17 protein-coding genes are annotated in these 15,313 nt (G+C 66.3%); 2 read left to right on the top strand and 15 right to left on the bottom strand.

The annotated features are described in order from the left end of the window. Positions 1-32: 32 nt before the first annotated feature. From ACOGXQ_RS19680 to ACOGXQ_RS19625, 12 genes are all read right to left on the bottom strand, one after another. On the bottom strand, positions 33-941 hold the full coding sequence (locus ACOGXQ_RS19680) for a haloalkane dehalogenase (protein WP_419945298.1): 909 nt from the start codon (positions 939-941) through the stop codon (positions 33-35). Beyond that, entirely contained in the window at positions 938-1,492 is a 555-nt protein-coding gene (locus tag ACOGXQ_RS19675; protein ID WP_419945297.1) for a hypothetical protein, read from the bottom strand. The genes ACOGXQ_RS19680 and ACOGXQ_RS19675 overlap by 4 nt, the downstream gene beginning before the upstream one ends. A gap of 11 nt (positions 1,493-1,503) precedes the next feature. Beyond that, positions 1,504-3,786, bottom strand: coding sequence for an arylsulfatase (locus ACOGXQ_RS19670; protein ID WP_419945296.1), 2,283 nt, complete (start codon positions 3,784-3,786; stop codon positions 1,504-1,506). An 82-nt stretch (positions 3,787-3,868) separates the two neighbouring features. Beyond that, on the bottom strand, positions 3,869-4,723 hold the full coding sequence (locus ACOGXQ_RS19665; protein WP_419945295.1) for an MBL fold metallo-hydrolase: 855 nt from the start codon (positions 4,721-4,723) through the stop codon (positions 3,869-3,871). A 168-nt stretch (positions 4,724-4,891) separates the two neighbouring features. After that, positions 4,892-5,299, bottom strand: coding sequence for a PPOX class F420-dependent oxidoreductase (locus ACOGXQ_RS19660; RefSeq protein WP_419945294.1), 408 nt, complete (start codon positions 5,297-5,299; stop codon positions 4,892-4,894). A 119-nt stretch (positions 5,300-5,418) separates the two neighbouring features. Continuing rightward, the gene (locus ACOGXQ_RS19655) at positions 5,419-5,958 is read right to left on the bottom strand and encodes an adenine phosphoribosyltransferase (RefSeq protein WP_419945293.1); all 540 of its coding nucleotides are present in this window, start codon (positions 5,956-5,958) and stop codon (positions 5,419-5,421) included. Between the two features lie 19 nt (positions 5,959-5,977). Next, complete coding sequence (locus ACOGXQ_RS19650; protein WP_419945292.1) at positions 5,978-6,745, bottom strand: class I SAM-dependent methyltransferase; 768 nt, start codon at positions 6,743-6,745, stop codon at positions 5,978-5,980. Positions 6,746-6,820: 75 nt separating this feature from the next. After that, positions 6,821-7,771: a phytanoyl-CoA dioxygenase family protein gene (locus ACOGXQ_RS19645; protein WP_419945291.1), complete on the bottom strand. Its 951-nt coding sequence runs from the start codon at positions 7,769-7,771 to the stop codon at positions 6,821-6,823. Between the two features lie 21 nt (positions 7,772-7,792). Then, positions 7,793-8,212, bottom strand: coding sequence for a nitroreductase family deazaflavin-dependent oxidoreductase (locus ACOGXQ_RS19640; RefSeq protein WP_419945290.1), 420 nt, complete (start codon positions 8,210-8,212; stop codon positions 7,793-7,795). A 126-nt stretch (positions 8,213-8,338) separates the two neighbouring features. Continuing rightward, entirely contained in the window at positions 8,339-9,226 is an 888-nt protein-coding gene (locus ACOGXQ_RS19635) for a phytanoyl-CoA dioxygenase family protein (protein ID WP_419945289.1), read from the bottom strand. A 51-nt stretch (positions 9,227-9,277) separates the two neighbouring features. Continuing rightward, positions 9,278-9,577, bottom strand: a complete 300-nt coding sequence (locus ACOGXQ_RS19630; protein WP_419945288.1) for a hypothetical protein — start codon at positions 9,575-9,577, stop codon at positions 9,278-9,280. A gap of 12 nt (positions 9,578-9,589) precedes the next feature. Continuing rightward, entirely contained in the window at positions 9,590-10,834 is a 1,245-nt protein-coding gene (locus tag ACOGXQ_RS19625; RefSeq protein WP_419945287.1) for an Eco57I restriction-modification methylase domain-containing protein, read from the bottom strand. Positions 10,835-10,981: 147 nt separating this feature from the next. On the opposite strand from ACOGXQ_RS19625, the gene ACOGXQ_RS19620 reads away from it, so the two are divergent. Continuing rightward, positions 10,982-11,614: a GNAT family N-acetyltransferase gene (locus ACOGXQ_RS19620; RefSeq protein WP_419945286.1), complete on the top strand. Its 633-nt coding sequence runs from the start codon at positions 10,982-10,984 to the stop codon at positions 11,612-11,614. Positions 11,615-11,621: 7 nt separating this feature from the next. Here the strand turns inward: ACOGXQ_RS19620 and ACOGXQ_RS19615 are convergent, their stop codons facing one another. Then, entirely contained in the window at positions 11,622-12,011 is a 390-nt protein-coding gene (locus ACOGXQ_RS19615) for a RidA family protein (RefSeq protein ID WP_419945285.1), read from the bottom strand. Between the two features lie 82 nt (positions 12,012-12,093). Between ACOGXQ_RS19615 and ACOGXQ_RS19610 the strand changes: the two genes are divergently transcribed. Continuing rightward, positions 12,094-12,489 (top strand): nuclear transport factor 2 family protein, encoded by a 396-nt coding sequence (locus tag ACOGXQ_RS19610; protein WP_419945284.1) that lies wholly within the window; start codon positions 12,094-12,096, stop codon positions 12,487-12,489. A gap of 126 nt (positions 12,490-12,615) precedes the next feature. On the opposite strand, the gene ACOGXQ_RS19605 is transcribed toward ACOGXQ_RS19610, so the two are convergent. Together ACOGXQ_RS19605 and ACOGXQ_RS19600 are read right to left on the bottom strand one after the other, a co-directional pair. After that, on the bottom strand, positions 12,616-13,920 hold the full coding sequence (locus ACOGXQ_RS19605; RefSeq protein WP_419945283.1) for a CaiB/BaiF CoA transferase family protein: 1,305 nt from the start codon (positions 13,918-13,920) through the stop codon (positions 12,616-12,618). Positions 13,921-13,939: 19 nt separating this feature from the next. After that, positions 13,940-15,313, bottom strand: a complete 1,374-nt coding sequence (locus tag ACOGXQ_RS19600) for an arylsulfatase (protein ID WP_419945282.1) — start codon at positions 15,311-15,313, stop codon at positions 13,940-13,942.

Below are 15,313 nucleotides of genomic sequence, written 5' to 3'. Positions count from 1 at the left end.
CTCGATTCGTTGGTTGCTGGACCGCTCTGCCGTCAGCTCTCGTTCATGAAGTCGATCAGCACTTGGGCCAATTCGGGGCCCTTGTCTTCCTGCAGGAAGTGAGCTGCGCCCTCGATGGTGACATGCGCCTGGCCCTGTGCACCGGGCACCAGGTTCCGGAACGGCTTGTCGGCGCCGGCAGTCACCGGATCCTGGTCGCTGAAACAGCACAGGAAGGGCTTGTCGAACTGCTGCAGCACTCCCCATGCCTCCCTGTTCGGCTGGGCCTCGGGATCGTCCGGTGAGGTGCAGACATGTGACGGCCAGGCGCGTGCGCCTGCCTTGTAGGAATCGTCCGGGAACGGCGCGTCATACGCGGCCGCCACCTCAGGGTCGAGATCGGTGAGGCAGCCGCCGTTCACGATGTCGCCGATCGGGAACACCGGCGATTCCCGAGCAAACGTCTGCCAGTTCATGAAGGCCTCGCTGGGTCGGCGATCCCCGGTGGGCAGGCCCGTATTGGCGACCGCTGCCCGGGCGAACCGGTCGGGTTGCGCCGTGACGAGCCTCAAGCCGATCAGCCCGCCCCAGTCCTGGCCGAAGAAGGTGATGTTGCGCAGGTCGAGCGCGTCGAAGACCAGGCTGGACATCCACGTCACGTGGCGGGCGTAGCTGTAGTCGGTCTGCTCTGCGGGCTTGTCGCTGCGCCCGAAGCCGACCTGGTCCGGCACGACCACCCGGTGCCCGGCGTCGGCCAGCGGTCGGATCATGTGCCGGTACAGGTAGGCCCATGACGGCTCGCCGTGCAGCAGCAGCACCGGACCGGCATCGGGCGGTCCTTCGTCGATGTAGTGGACGCGCAGCGAACCGCCCTCGCCGTCGGGAATGTCGGTGTAGTGGGGCTCGAAGTCGTACCCCGGAAGATCGGCGAAGCGCTCGTCGGGCGTTCGAAGGGTCTTCATGGCGGTTGCTCCTCTTGGTCGAGTCGAGACTGGTCGAGTTCAGTGAGAACGGCGGCCGGGTCGGCATCGGCTGGCGCAAGCCGGCGCAGTCGCGCGGTGAATCCCAGGTAGTCCCACATGAGGTGCACGCCGTCGCGCCAGCGGCGTACCTCGATCGGCCCCGAGGGTCCCTCCAGACCGTGAGGGCGCAGCACGTGCACGCCGCTCTCGTAGGCAGCGACAACGTGGATCCCGGTCGACTTGTCGAACTCCGCCACGTCGTGAACGCCGTTGCGCAGCGTGCCGTCGCAGCGCATGTCGTGGATGATGCCGGCGCCGGTCACCACCACCCGGTCGGCGGCCTGCTCGATGCGCTGCACATGCCCGATGGCGGGATGGCCGGGCTGCGCAGCGCCGTCCACGTACACCTCGACGGTCTGCCAGAAGCCCCGCATGTCGGGCGCCCCGTCACACAGGGGCTGGGTGCAGCCCGCCAGGATCGGCGGCGGCCACTGCGTCCAGCCCCCCGCCGGGGTGTACGCGACGGGAATCGAGTCGGCAGTCGACGTCATCGCCGTGTCTCCTACTGGCGGGCCATCTCGGCGCGGGCCGCGGTGTCGGCTTCGGCCCGCGACGCGCCGCTGCGGTCGATGTCGACGGCATGCAGGGCGCCGCTGAACGCGAAGGGCGCCACGTAGCGCGGCGACACTGCCTGCCCGTGGTCGAGGCCGACGCTGGAGCCGATCGAGGAGATCATGCGCATCATGCAGGGCAGCTCCGCGCTCCCGCAGGGCTCGCCGTCGATCGCCAGCTCGATGACGCCCTCGGTGCGGCTCGTGCGCTGCAGCCGCGCCGTCAGGGCGCAGTCGCCTGCGGGCACCTCCAACTCGGACTCGACGACCGTGTGCTCGCCGAACGAGTTGTAGTCCACCACCAGGCGGCCGTTCTGCACGAACACCGACATGCCCGAGTTGGCATTGCCCGTGGCCCACAGCACGCCGGCGTCGTCGGCGCCGCGGCTCACCTGCGCGGTGAGCTCCCACGACCGGCCCGACGGCGACGCCGAGGCTGCCGAGGGAATCGGCGACATCGGCGGGCGGTAGCGGTAGCGCCTGCTCGTCGGATGGGGCGAGTGATCGTCGCGCCGGGCGACGAACAGCTCGATCATGCGGTCGTCCAGCGGCAGCACGCCGTGGCGCTCGGCTTCGGCCCACCACAGGCCGATCAGCTCGTCCAGCTTGCCGGGCTGGGTTTCGGCGAGGTCGTTGCACTCGGACCGGTCCGCTGACAATTCGTACAGCTCCCAGCGGTCGTCGTCGAAGGACTCCCCCTTGATATGCCGAGTCACCGCCTTCCAGGTAACGCCGTCCCGCTCGACCACGAGAGCGCGCGAGCCGGACTGCTCGAAGTACTGAAGCGTGTTCGCGGCCGGGGCCGCTGCGTCGGCGAGCACAGGGGCGAACGAGCTCCCGGTGACCGGCAGCTGCGCGCAGCCACGGAAGACGTCGGGCGGCGTGATGCCCAGGAGTTCGTACACCGTCGGCGCCACGTCGGACACGTTCACGAACTGGTCGCGGCGGGTGCCCTGCTGGTCGGCGGCGATGCCGTCTGGCCAGTGCATCACCAGTGGCACGTGCACCCCGCCCTCGTGGGTGTTCTGCTTGTACCACTTGAAGGGGCTGTTGCCGCACTGGGCCCATCCCCACGGGTAGTTGGTATGCGAGTTGGGTCCGCCGATGTCGTCGAGACGGTCCATCACGTCGTCGGGGTCGTCGACGATGCCGTTGAAGTACTTCATCTCGTGCATGACCCCGAACGGTCCGCCCTCCTGGGAGGCGCCGTTGTCGGCCAGCACGATCAGGACCGTGTTGTCGAGCTGGCCCATCCGGCGCAGCCCGTCGACGAGACGGCCGATCTGGTCGTCGGTGTGGTCCAAGAAGGCAGCGAAAGCCTCCTGCAGGCGGCAGGCGAAGCGGCGATGACTGTCGGGCAGCTCCGCCCACGGCTCCACGCCCGGGTTGCGGGGCGCGAGCAGGGTGCCTTCCGGTATGACGCCCTGCGCGAGCTGACGCTCGTACCAACGCTGGCGCATCACGTCCCAGCCCTCGTCGAAACGTCCCCGGTACTTGTCGAGGTACGCCTGCGGAGCCTGATGCGGTGCGTGGGTCGCGCCGAAGGGCAGGTAGGCGAAAAACGGCCGGTCGGGGCGCACGCCCTTGCTGTCGTTGATCATGCGCAACAGCTGATCCACCAAGTCTTCGCTCAGGTGGTAGCCGCCATCGGGCCCGCCGGGCGGGTCGACGTGGTGGTTGTCGACAACCAGCTCGGGGTGGAACTGGTCGGTCTCACCTTCGAGGAAGCCGTAGAAGCGGTCGAAGCCGCGGCCCAGCGGCCACTGATCGAACGGCCCGGCGGCGGAGATGTCCTCGGTCGGCGCCAGATGCCACTTCCCGCAGCAGAACGTGGCGTAACCCTGCGAGCCGAGCACCTCGGCCACGGTCGCCGCGTGATTGGTGATGTGGCCGAGCTGATGCGGGAAGCCGGTCCGGTGATTCGACACCGAGCGCATGCCGACCGCGTGCTGGGACCGTCCCGTCAGCAGCGACGCCCGGGTCGGCGAGCACAGCGGGGTGACATGAAAGTTCGTGAACTGCAGACCGCCTGCGGCCAGCGCGTCGACGTGGGGCGTGTCGATGTCAGAGCCGAAGCAGCCGAACTGGGCAAAACCGGTGTCGTCGAGCAACACGATCACGACATTCGGCGCATCGGGGCCCGGGTGCGGCGACGAGGCGAAGTGCGGCTCGGACTCGGCCAGCGTGCGGCCGATGCGGCCTTCGAACGGGGCGGGCTGGACCGGATGTGTCATCAAGGCTCCGGTATTCGTCGTGCCGCCCATTTGTTTCCCGCTCTTGTTCCCAGTTTCGATTCAATACGGGCTCACGGGCCGCTCAGGCCACGGCTTCGCCTGGCGGCTCAGCCTCTTGCAGCGTGACCGTCGTGAGGTCGTCGCCGATGATCACTTCGCCGTTGAAGTGGGCTGCGGCCAGCTCAATCCACTCCGGATACTGCTCGGGCGTGGGCGCCGGCACCATGTGGGTCAGCACGAGCCGTTTGGCGCCGGCACGAGCCGCCGTCTGGGCTGCCTGCTCAACGTCGGAGTGGTAGTCGAGGATGTCCTGGAACATCTCGTTGGGGGTCAGCTTGACGAGATCGCTCCGGATGACCGTCTGGACGTAGGCATCGGCGCCTGCGGCCAACCGGTCCACGCCGACGCACGGGACCGTGTCCCCCACAATGGCGGCCACCGCACCGTCGTGCTCGAGGCGGTACCCCAGCGTCGGTCGCACCGGCGCGTGATCGGTCGCCGCCGTGCTGACGTGAACGTCATTGATGTCGAACGCATCGCCCGCTTCCAGCTCGGCCACCGCGACCTGCGGCTCGTTGACCAGCACGTCGTGGTGCGAGATCCGGTAGCCGATGTCCGCCTCCAGCGCACCGAGCTGCCGCTCGACGAACCGCGCCGTGCCCGGCGGGCCGTAGACCTGCAGCGTCGCATTGCCCTGGCACATCACCCAATGCGTCGTGATCACATCATTGAGCGCACACACGTGATCGCTGTGCAGGTGCGTGATCAGCACAGCGCTCAAGAAAACCGGCAGCGAACCGCCGCCGGCCATACGCATCACAGTGCCGCGGCCGGCGTCGACGAGGATGTGGGCGTCGCCCGCCTTGACCAGCGTGGAAGGCCCCGCACGGTTCGCATCAGGCAACGGCGATCCCGTCCCGATCAGCACGATGTCCATGACGTCCCCCCGGCTGCCAAGCAATCTCGGCCGAGCCTCGACGAACCCGACAGGCACCCTAGCATTCTTATGCCAGTATCACTGCCAAAACCTTGCGAGCATCCCCGACGAGGTCTGATCGACGTTGAGGACAGGGAAGTCCTGCGCTGCAGCGCCGGGCACCGGCGCCTAGGCCGGTGTGTGCTCGAAGGGCAGGTTCGCGTAACGGCTCTGGGTCACCGTCACCCGCAGCACGACGCGATTCTCGAGGTTGTCCCGCATCGGGAACGGCTTGGACGTGTACTTGTGGCTGATGGCGTCCATGACGGCCATGTCCGGGTCGGGCTCGACCTCGCAGACGCCTCGGAGTTGAGCTTCCTCATAGGGATTGTCCATATCCACGATCGAGATGGCGACACGGGGATCTCGCAGGATGTTCTGGGTCTTCAGCGACGTGCGACCGGTCGCCATGATCACGGTCGACGCGTCGACGAGATCGATCCAGATCGGGTCGAGCTTCGGCGATCCGTCCGCTCGGACCGTTGCCAGGTGCGCAAAGTTCGGCCTGCGCACCAACTCCTGCGTCTCAGCGCTCATGGGTCTCGGTTCTGGCGTCGTCATCGATGCTCTCGTTTCGTCGTTCGAACAGGCTCACCGTAAGCGGCCGAACGACTCAGTGCCACGACGCGATCCGCCACTCCACGGCGCCGCCGGCGCTACTTGACGACGATCGCCGACTCGATGCGTGCGTCGCCAAGCTGGCCGCGTCCGTCGAGGAATGCGAGCTCGACAATGAACGAGAAGCCGACGAGCTCGCCTCCGCCCCGCGTGACGAGATGCGCCGATGCAGCCGCTGTGCCGCCGGTGGCCAGCACATCGTCGACGATGAGCACGCGCGCCCCGTCAGCGACGGCATCGGTGTGCATCTCGAGGCGCTCGGCGCCGTACTCCAGCTCGTAGTCGGCACCCAACACCGGACGCGGCAGCTTGCCCGGCTTGCGCAGCGGCACAAACCCGGCACCGAGCCGATCCGCAGCCATCCCGCCGATCACGAGACCCCGGGCCTCTGGCGCAGCAACAAGCTCAACGCCATGGTTCCCAAACGGCTCCACCAGCTCGTCGACACACGCTGTCAAGCCCGTCGGATCCCCCAGCAACGGCGTGATGTCCTTGAACACAATCCCACGCCGCGGAAATCCCGGCACATCCCGAATCAACCCCCGCCACACCGCTAAATCGTGCCCCATCTCCGACATCCAGTCATCCCCGAGCCGGCTACGAGCGCTGGGCGGTGAACAGATTGGATATGTAGGGGATCTCCAGCTGGCCAGAGGGATGGTGACGCTCAAGCAGTGCACGTAGGCGTCGCGTCGTCTCTTCCTCGCCCAGATGCTTGACGGCGGCGTGCATTTTGGACGAGGAACGCGCCAGACCGATGAATTGCTCGTGAGTCAGCGGCCGCGTCCATTCTGTTGCGGTTCTGGACACACCGTCGAAGCCGGCTTCGGATAGCTCGCTGACGATGTCGAAGCTGCGGTAGTCGCGGGTGTAGCCCGGACTGTGCTCTTCAAGGAAGGACTCGTAGTCCTCAAAGAGCGGGAGTTGTTCCAAGGCACGGTCGTTCTGGATGATCCCGATGAGTCCGCCCGGCGACAGCACTCGCTGAGCCTCGGCGTAGAAGCGCGTGCGATCAAACCAGTGCAATGCCTGCGCAGCGATCACCAGACCAGCTGATGCTCTCTCGAGGGGCAAGTCCTCAGCGGTACCGACTCTGAAGGCGACGGCTGGGTCTCGACTGTCGTTCACGGCTTGAGCCCGCATCGCGTCGCCTGGCTCGACTCCAAGGACGGTCCATTCGGGCAAGGCCTGCGCGAGTCGTCGCGTAGCAATGCCCGTGCCCGCGCCAACATCGACAGCGAGCTGGGGTAGAGCACGGCCATCGAGCGCCCTTCGCAATGCAGCCCATAGCGATTGGGGATATCCAGGCCGAAACCGGCTGTAGACGCCAGCAAGCTCGTCGAACGCTTGGTGCCGGTCAGTCATAGGCCCGCAACGGCGGCATCGCTACCGGTGCAGCCTGCCTCGGCGCGCCACCCCTCGCGTTAGCAGCGTGAGTGCTCAACGCGCCCTGGCGTGGCGGGGCCAGACGCATGGGAAGCGTTCGGCGCCGTCGAGATCGTCGCCGTCATCGAGGCCGACGGTGTTGCGGAACGGCTCTGGGGACGACGGCCGCTTGTAGAAGGTGACACCTTCACCGGCGAATCGCACCGACGCCGCCCGCCGCAGTCGATCGGCGCTGGTGTTGCCCAGCGAGCCGTGCAAGGTCATCCAGTGGTGGACGATCACATCCCCGGGGCCGGCCTCGTAGCGACGAATGTCGTAGTCGCCGGGGTGGTCGTCGACTGCCGGCAGCGTCTCGAGGCCGCCGAAGTCCAGACCCGGGACGTTCATGGTGCCCTTCAGCGTTACGAAGTCGTTCGGTTTGAACACCTTGCCCCAACGATGGCTCCCAGCGACATAGCCCATGACGCCGGATTCCATCGTGACTTCATCGACAGGAACCCAGCAGACCGCCACCTTGGAGCCCTGCAGCAGCCAATACGGCTTGTCCTGATGCCACGGGGTTCGCACGCTCGAACCCGGTTCCTTCATGAACAGCTGGTCGCTGTAGAGATTCACGCGCCCGCTGTGAGTCAGCGCGGCAACTATTGGCGGCAACGGACCGTTGATGTGCATCTCACGCAGTCCGGCGTGCCAGCTGCATGCATCGGTTTCTACAATGCTGCGGCCCTCCGGCGTCCGATCGGGCTCGATTGCCAGCGTCGCAGCGTCGTGGCTCTCCATCATCTGCCGCACGCGTGCGGCGATGTCCACCCTGCTGCCGGCCCGGCTCGTGCCACTGACGAGTCCCTCGCGCCCGACGTCCGTCTCCCGGTTGAACACCGCGTCGAGGACGATCCGAAATTCATCGACCCACTCCTGCGGGCAGATGTCGCGCAGCACGACGACGCCGTCCCGCTCATAGGTCGAGACTTCAGCCTCGGTCACCGAGCGGGTGGGGTCGATCATCGCGAATACCCCAGGCGAGGGTCAGTTGCGCACGAGGCGGAAGACCGGGATCTCGCGTCCGTGCCCGGTGGCGCTCTTCTCGTAGTCGGCGAACTGTGGCATCAGCGCAGCCTGGGCATCGAACAGCCGCTTGCGCTCATCGCCCTCGGTGAGCACTGCTGTGGCCTCCCACGTGTCGGTGCCTACCTCGACGGTCACGGTCGGGTTGGCAACCAGGTTGTGGTACCAGTTCGGGTTCGTCGGTGCACCGCCCTTGGAAGCGATGATCACGATGTCGTCGCCGTCGATGGAGTAGACGAGCGGCGAGCACAACTCCCTGCCGGTCTTGGCGCCCGTCATGGTCACCAAGATCATCGGCGCGCCCTTGAGCCAGCCGCTGCACTGGCCGCCGTTCTCACGGAACTCCTTGATGATGGGCTCGTTCACTTTCAAGAAATCCACTGGGGCTCCTGTCTGCTGTGCGAGTTCAAGTCTCGTCAGGTGGTGGCTGCCGCATCCCGCGCAGCCATGAGGAAGCTAGCGCCGCGTGCAGCGATTGATCCGGGCTGTCAACTGCGCCAAAGGGGATCAGGCCCCGCCCCCGTTCGAGCCGATGACGTCCTGCATCTCGCGGACATGGCGCAGCCACAGCCCGCCGCCGTTGTACGGCCGGGGGTCGTAGGAGGCGTGCCCCAGCAACCGTTGCACGCGTTCACTCTGGCCGGACAGCTCGCCCAGGCTGAAGTCCATCGGGCTGGCCTCTTCGGGTGTCAGCCAGCCCGCAACGAAGCTCACGTGGAAGGCCCGACGCCACCGGTCTGCAGTCTGGTTGGCACCGCCGCCGTGCAACACGTAGCCCGAGTAGATCAGCGCATCGCCCGGTCCCAGCTCGGCCGGCACCGACTCACGCTCTTCGTAGCGGTTGAGCTCAGACAGCCGATGGCTGCCCGGCACCACCCGGGTCGCGCCCAGCTCTTCGGTCACCTCTTCCAAGCCGATCATGGCGCTGATCGTGACCTCGGGCGAATCGGGCCATGTCGCCTTCACGAATGCCCACCAGTTGTTGGCGTCGCGGTGCAGAAACTGGGCGGGCTCCCCTGGCCCGATGTACATCACCTGGGCGGTGTTCAGCCAATACGAGCCGCAGATCGGCAGCAGCACGGCATCGGCGATCTGGGCGTAGAGCTCGTTGTCGAGGACGTCGAAGAACGCCGGCGTCAGCCTGGCCAGGCTCGAGAAGCGGATCGTGTTCGACCCGACAAAGAGTTTGCCGTCGTCACCGAGACCCTGCGTCGCACCGCCTGGCTCGACACCGCTGGCATAGTCGTCGGCCGCCTCCCGCATCTGGGCGATGGTCTCGGCGCCGAACATGCTCTCGACGATCACACCGCCGTCGTCGCCCAGCGCCTCAAGAATCGGCTCAAGCCCCGCTGAAGCAGGAATCCTCTGTAGCTGGCGGGTGGCGGTCAAGCTCACGGCGGCACGTCTCGGCATTCGGGCCCGCTCATCGGGCCATCGACCCAGAAACTACCTGTCGGCCAGCGCCTGCAGGTCGGTACACGCCTTGTACAGGACGCGCTCGATCTGAAGACTGGGCGGCACATCCGTGCGCTTGCGGTACGTCGTGAACCGATCTTCGGCGACGGGTTCAAAGCAGAACACCCCTACAGCGTCCACCACCTGTTCGGCCGTCGAGGCCCACCTCATGGCGCGGTCGAAGTCAGACTGGTTGACGATTCGGACTCCAATGAAGAAATAGATCATCGGCTCGATGCTTCGGAGCCAAGTCGTGATGTCACCGCCACCAGCTCCGGATGTCTCGCTCATTGCCTCGGTGGCCTACATCCGTGCCGCGGGCCGAGTCGCCGAATGGGCGGCGAGGGCGCCTTGATCGAGTCCATACACCCTCGCAGCCGCACAGGTGGCTGCCTCGACATCTCGGACACGGAAGGCTGCGCGCAAGTCCTCTTCGTCAGTCGCTGCGAGCTCCGTCGGCTGAGGTACCCGAATCTTGCGGAGGTACTGAGCCTGGAAGCGGTAGGTGCCGCCTCGCATCTTGACGCAGTAGGCCCCGACGAACAGGTTCGCAACGTCTGAGAGCAGAAGACCCCCGAGGACTTCGAGGTCCCAAATGTCGGAGACGACGTAATAGAGGTTGTGGTGGGGGTAGTAGCGCCCGACGTCGAGTACCGGATGTGCGGTCGACTTGATGTCGGGGAGCAGCAGCTTGGGTCTCTCGAGCAGCCCAGGTGTCACGCGGTCAATCGTCCGATACCAAGCGCTCGGCCTCCGTCGAGCAACGTGCCTACTCCTTACACGCGATTCGTGAGTACGCAGGTGCGCGGCCAGACCTGGGAACTCCGCGAGGTCTACCAGCCGCCCGTCTCGCCACGGGTTGATGAGGTACTTGCCGGACCACTTCGCTTCGCCATCCGCAGTGTCCCTAGCTGTCAGGATCGGCAGCAGCCGATCGTCTTCGATGCCGTTCGGATTGTCGGACATGTAAACGTCGTCGCACCCAGTGGCAACACCGATGCCCACTCGCGTTCCTGAGTGCGGGTCTTCAAGGGGGCGAAACCGCGACTCGAGATCAGCCAGTACCTCAAGCTTGCTCGGCGCGCCACTCGGCCAGTGAGCGCTGCCCTTGGGCCAAACTCGCAGCTCGGCAGATTCGAAGGATTCGTCCGCAGGCGCCTCTTGTGCCTCGGATAGAAGCCAAGTTGCAAGGCTGCGGCTCGCCGACTCGTCGAAGGACTTGCCAGCCTCAACGAGCCGAACAGGTCCTTGGGGTGCATTTCGAATCACAGTGATAGCTGGGTACGCAGACACAGCTGCCTCGAACGCATCGGCGTCATGCATCTCGATGAGCGTTTCCACTGCATAGTGCTCGCCGACGAGCTGCCGTAGGCGAGCGCCGTACTGGTTGCGCATCCAACGGTCAGCGCAAATGAAGCCGAGGCGGCCACCCGGACGCAAGAGCGCGAGGCCCTTCTCGAAGAATCCGACGAACAGGTCCGCCCGTCCTCGCATCGTCGAGCACGTTGACCTGTAGGCGTCGCTGACCTCGTCCGGGATCTGCTCCAACCGGACGTACGGTGGGTTACCAACCACAAAAGCCTTTTGCGATTGTCAATTGGCTGGCCACATCGGGCCCAATCGCCAACGAGGAGCGAATGCCAATGCAGAGCTAGCGTCGCTTGCGTCGGCCGCGCACGAGCAATGGGGGCACTGATGGAGATCGTCACGGTGGATCGAGAGCGGGCGGCGCAGTTCACCGACGAAGTGGTCGAGCTGGCGCACAACACCGGGCCGGCTTCCTACGACTGCCAATTCGGCTCACGCCCCGTGTTCGACCGGCTGGTGGGCGACTCGTGGCTCGCTCCCGGGACGCTGTTCGGCTACGACGAGACCACGCTTGTCCTCGACGGCGACGATCTTCTGGGCATCGAGATCGGGTTCGCCGGCCCAGAGTTCGAGCACCGCAAGAAGCCGCTGCGGTCGCTGTGGCCGCCGATCATCGAGGACGGCGTCGTGACCTCCGACGAGCTGGCTGAGATCGGCCGGCGCAGCTATCTGGCCAGCTACCTCAACGTCGTCATCCCGGCGAGCGCGTACTACATCCACGCCCTGTCCGTCCGACCTGATCGGCATGGCCAAGGCATCGGCGCCGCGCTGATGAAGGACGCCATCGAGCGGGCCACCGACGAGGGCTATCGGGTCGTCCACCTTGACGTGCTGTCGGACAATCCCGCCGTCAAGTTCTACGAGGCGTTCGGGTTCGAGGTCTTGGCTCAGACGGTGACACCCATCCCCCACAGCCACGGCGTGCCGATGGAACAGCGCATGTCGCTCGACCTGCGCTGAGCGGTGCCTATTCCTTGTAGGCGACCGCTTCGATCTCGATGAGGGCGCCGGGAATGATGATCCCGGCAATCACGGTGGTGCTCGCCGGCGGCTCATCCGGGAAGTACTTCTTGCGAGCTGCGCTGTATTCGCCGTACTGCTCGACATCGGTGATGAATGCCTGCAGCTTGACGACATCAGACATCTCGAAGCCTTCTTCGGCGAGCGCCAGACCGATGTAGTCGAAGATCTCCTCGGTCTGGCCGCCCATGGGCTTGCTGAGGTCATTGGCAATACAGCCCGAGACGTAGATCGACGGCCCGGCTCTGACCGCCGGGGCGAACGCACCGGTGCGGATCAGCTCCGGAACCGGGTGTGCCTCGATGAGCGCCTCTGAACGAATGATCTTGCCAACCATGGCCGGAGACTAACCGTGCCGCCTCAAGCGAGCTGCGGCTCGCATCGGTGTCGGCAGCGGCGCATCGTGGCAGGATCAGCCCATGGACGAGCTGCCGGCATTCTTCGCAGACTTCAAGCGGGCGATGTTCCGCTGTGACGCTGAGGCACTCGCGGCCACAGTGACTGGCGACTTCGTGTGGGAGCTGCACGCCGGAGCGTCGCCGGATGAACCTGCCGGGCGAGTCCTGCGAGGTCCCAAGGAAATGGCCGCGGAATTCCGCCGCCGCAAGCACGAGTGGACCGGCGTCGCCTACGAAGACGTCGACGAGCGCATGGCCGGCGACGATCTGATCGTGCAGACGTTCGTTGTGTCGGGCACCGATTCACGGGGCGAGAGATTCCGCTCGCACGCCGTGGACCTGTACCCGCTGCGCGACGGCCGAGTCGCTGCCAAGCGCACCTTCTGGAAGATCGACGGCCCCGGACCGGCCGTCTGACCGGCCACCGCCGAATCCGCAGGGCGAAGCCGTGGCCCGAGCGGCCCGTGGGCGAAGCGAACAAGTGCGGGAAACGACAAGCCACACGACGGGAAGGTGCTTCTCTCCGCGCATCCCGTGACGGAGTCAGCCGCTCGGCGGTGGTTCATCGGCAACCACAGATTCGGTCACCAAGCGATCGATCTCCGATTGATCGAGGCCGATCTCGGCCAGAACCTCCCGCGTGTGCTCGCCGTACTGCGGCGACGCGCCGAGCGTCGGATTGTCGGCCTCACTGAAGCGCAGCGGCATGCCCGACGTGGTGTAGCGCCCGAACGCCGGGTGCTCGATGTCCACCACGTAGTCATTGGCGCGGATCTGCTCGTCCTCCAGCGCCTCATAGGGCATGTGGTACGGCCCGCACGGGAACTCGATGTCGCGCAGCGCCGCCAGCCACTCGGCGGTCGTGCGAGTCCGGAACAGCGCCTCGGCAGCGCTCACGAGATCTGCGAACTCATCCGTGTCGGGTCGGTGGAGGTCGACCTTCGGCAGACCAGTCACCTCGTGGAACTTGTCCCGCAGCGCCGGACTCAGACCTGCCACGGTGATCATCCCGTCTGCCGTCATGTAGGTGCGGAAGTAGATCCGGAACGTGCCCGCGCCGGGAATGATCCGATCTTCGTAGATGCGCCGTTGGTCGACGAAGTCCACTCCGGCAGCCCGGGCCGCCGCCAGATCCTGTTTCAGCTCGGCCAGCACCTCGGCATCGCTCTCGAAGTCACCGATCATCGGCGTGGCGAGCGACATCGCCGTCCCCAGCAACGAGCTGTCCACCCGCTGACCCTTGCCGGTCAGGTCGCGGTGGCGCAGCGCTGCCACTACGCCCAGCGCCGAGATCATGCCGGTGCCGAAGTCGTTCACCGCGGGTCGGGTCGCCGACGGCACGCCATGCTCAGCCCGATTCATGATGAACCCGGCGCCGCTGCGGGCCTGCACCAGCACGTCATACCCGCCGAGACCGGCATCGGCGCCCTCCGGCCCGAACGCGGTGTGCGCGAGATACACGAGCCGCGGGTTGACCGCCGCAGCGTGCGCGAAGTCGATGCCGTATCGCTTGAGATCACCCGGCTTGAAGGCCACCAAGGCCACGTCCGCCCAAGCGAAGAGCCGGTCGACCACCGTCGCTGAACCGGGATGCTGCAGATCGAGCACCATCGCCCGTTTGCCGGGATTGATGAGGGCGTAGGCCTTCGCCTCCATCGGCGCAAGCGACGCCAGCGAGCGCATGGCATCGCCGCCGGGCGGCTCGACCTTGACAACCTCGGCGCCCATGCCCGCCAGCAGCCGGCCGCAGTGCGGGATTGCCGCATTCTGGGCGAACTCCACCACTCGGGTTCCGGCCAGGATCCCGTCGCCGAAGTTGGGTGCTTCGGACTTGGCAGGCGCATTCATCGGCTGCAGGCTCCACTCGTCAGCAGGCGGCTGGCGGCTCGTACGGGTCGGGCGTTCCCACCGGGATCAACGGATGTGTGGCGACGCTGTCCCAGAACTCGGCGACCGCGGCCATCACCGGCCGCTGGACCCAGGTGTTCGACGGCAGGAACACATCGTGACGCTCGCGGGGATCGTCGTAGAGGTTGAACGCCCGCGGGATGCTCAATTCGATGGGCGGATCACCCATGAATTCCTGCCAGATGAAGTGCAGCTTCCAGTTGCGCCACTTGACCGCGTGCATCCGGTCGGCCACGAAACACAGCACCGACTCGCGTCCCGAGCGATCCGACGAGCCGTCCAGCAGCGGCATCAGATCGATGCCGTCAATAGGCCGGTCGTCGGGCAGGTCAGCCCCAGCCACCGCCGCCAACGTGGTGAAGATGTCGGTGGCGTGCGCCAGCTCGTTGCTCATGCCTCCCGCCGGGATCCTGCCCGGCCAGCTTGCAATGAAAGGCACTCGCAGGCTTCCCTCCATCGCCGTGAAGTACGAGCCGCCCCACGGACCGGTCCAGCCCCGCCACGGCAGAACGTCCTCCGCGCCGTTGTCGCTCGTGAAGATCACCAAGGTGTCGCCGGCAATGTCCAGCTCGTCGAGCACCCCGACGAGGCGGCCGACGCGGTCGTCGGTCTCCCGGAAGGCGTCCGCAAAGTCGCCGAGCCCGGTGACTCCGGCGTAGTCAGGATGCGGCAGCGTCGGGAAGTGCGGGAACGCCAGCGGCAGGTACAAGAAGAACGGCTGCCGGTCAGCAGCGCACCGCCGCATGAAGCTCTCGCCCCGCTCGAAGGCCTCAGCGTCGAAGAGGGCTCGGGCGGCGGCGTCGTAGTCGGCCACCGCCACGGCAGCCTCGCCCCGCCGACCCTCGAGGAGCCGTTCCGGAGGCACGATCTCGGGGTCGTAGCCGGCGGAGGTCGACCACAACGATGAGTCGTGGGTTTCGGCGAGTCCCCACCACTCGTCGAAACCCCGCTCGTGCGGCTGGCGACCCGGCCCGTCGCCGAGATGCCACTTCCCGTAGTGCGCACAGCGGTAGCCCTGCGAAGACGCGAGCTCTGCCAGGGTGACCTCCCAGCGCGTCAAGCCGCTGGGCTGACCCGGCAGCGGGATGCGGACCGTGCCCGAGCGGATCGGGAGGCGGCCGGTCATCACCGCCGAGCGGGACGGCGTGCACTGCGCCTCCATGTTCATGTTGGTGAGCCGTATGCCTTCTGCCGCCAGACGGTCGATGTTGGGTGTCGGCACACCGCGCACCGCTCCCCCGCCGTAGCAGCCCAGTTCGCCGTATCCCAGATTGTCGACGAACACGAACAGGATGTTCGGGCGGCGGGAATCGGAGCCGGATCGCTCAGCCAT

Source organism: Candidatus Poriferisodalis sp. (genome assembly GCF_965208485.1).
Classification (GTDB): Bacteria; Actinomycetota; Acidimicrobiia; order Acidimicrobiales; family Poriferisodalaceae; genus Poriferisodalis.
The sequence above is the reverse complement of the archived record's forward strand: the minus strand, read 5'-3'. Positions and strand labels throughout refer to the sequence as shown.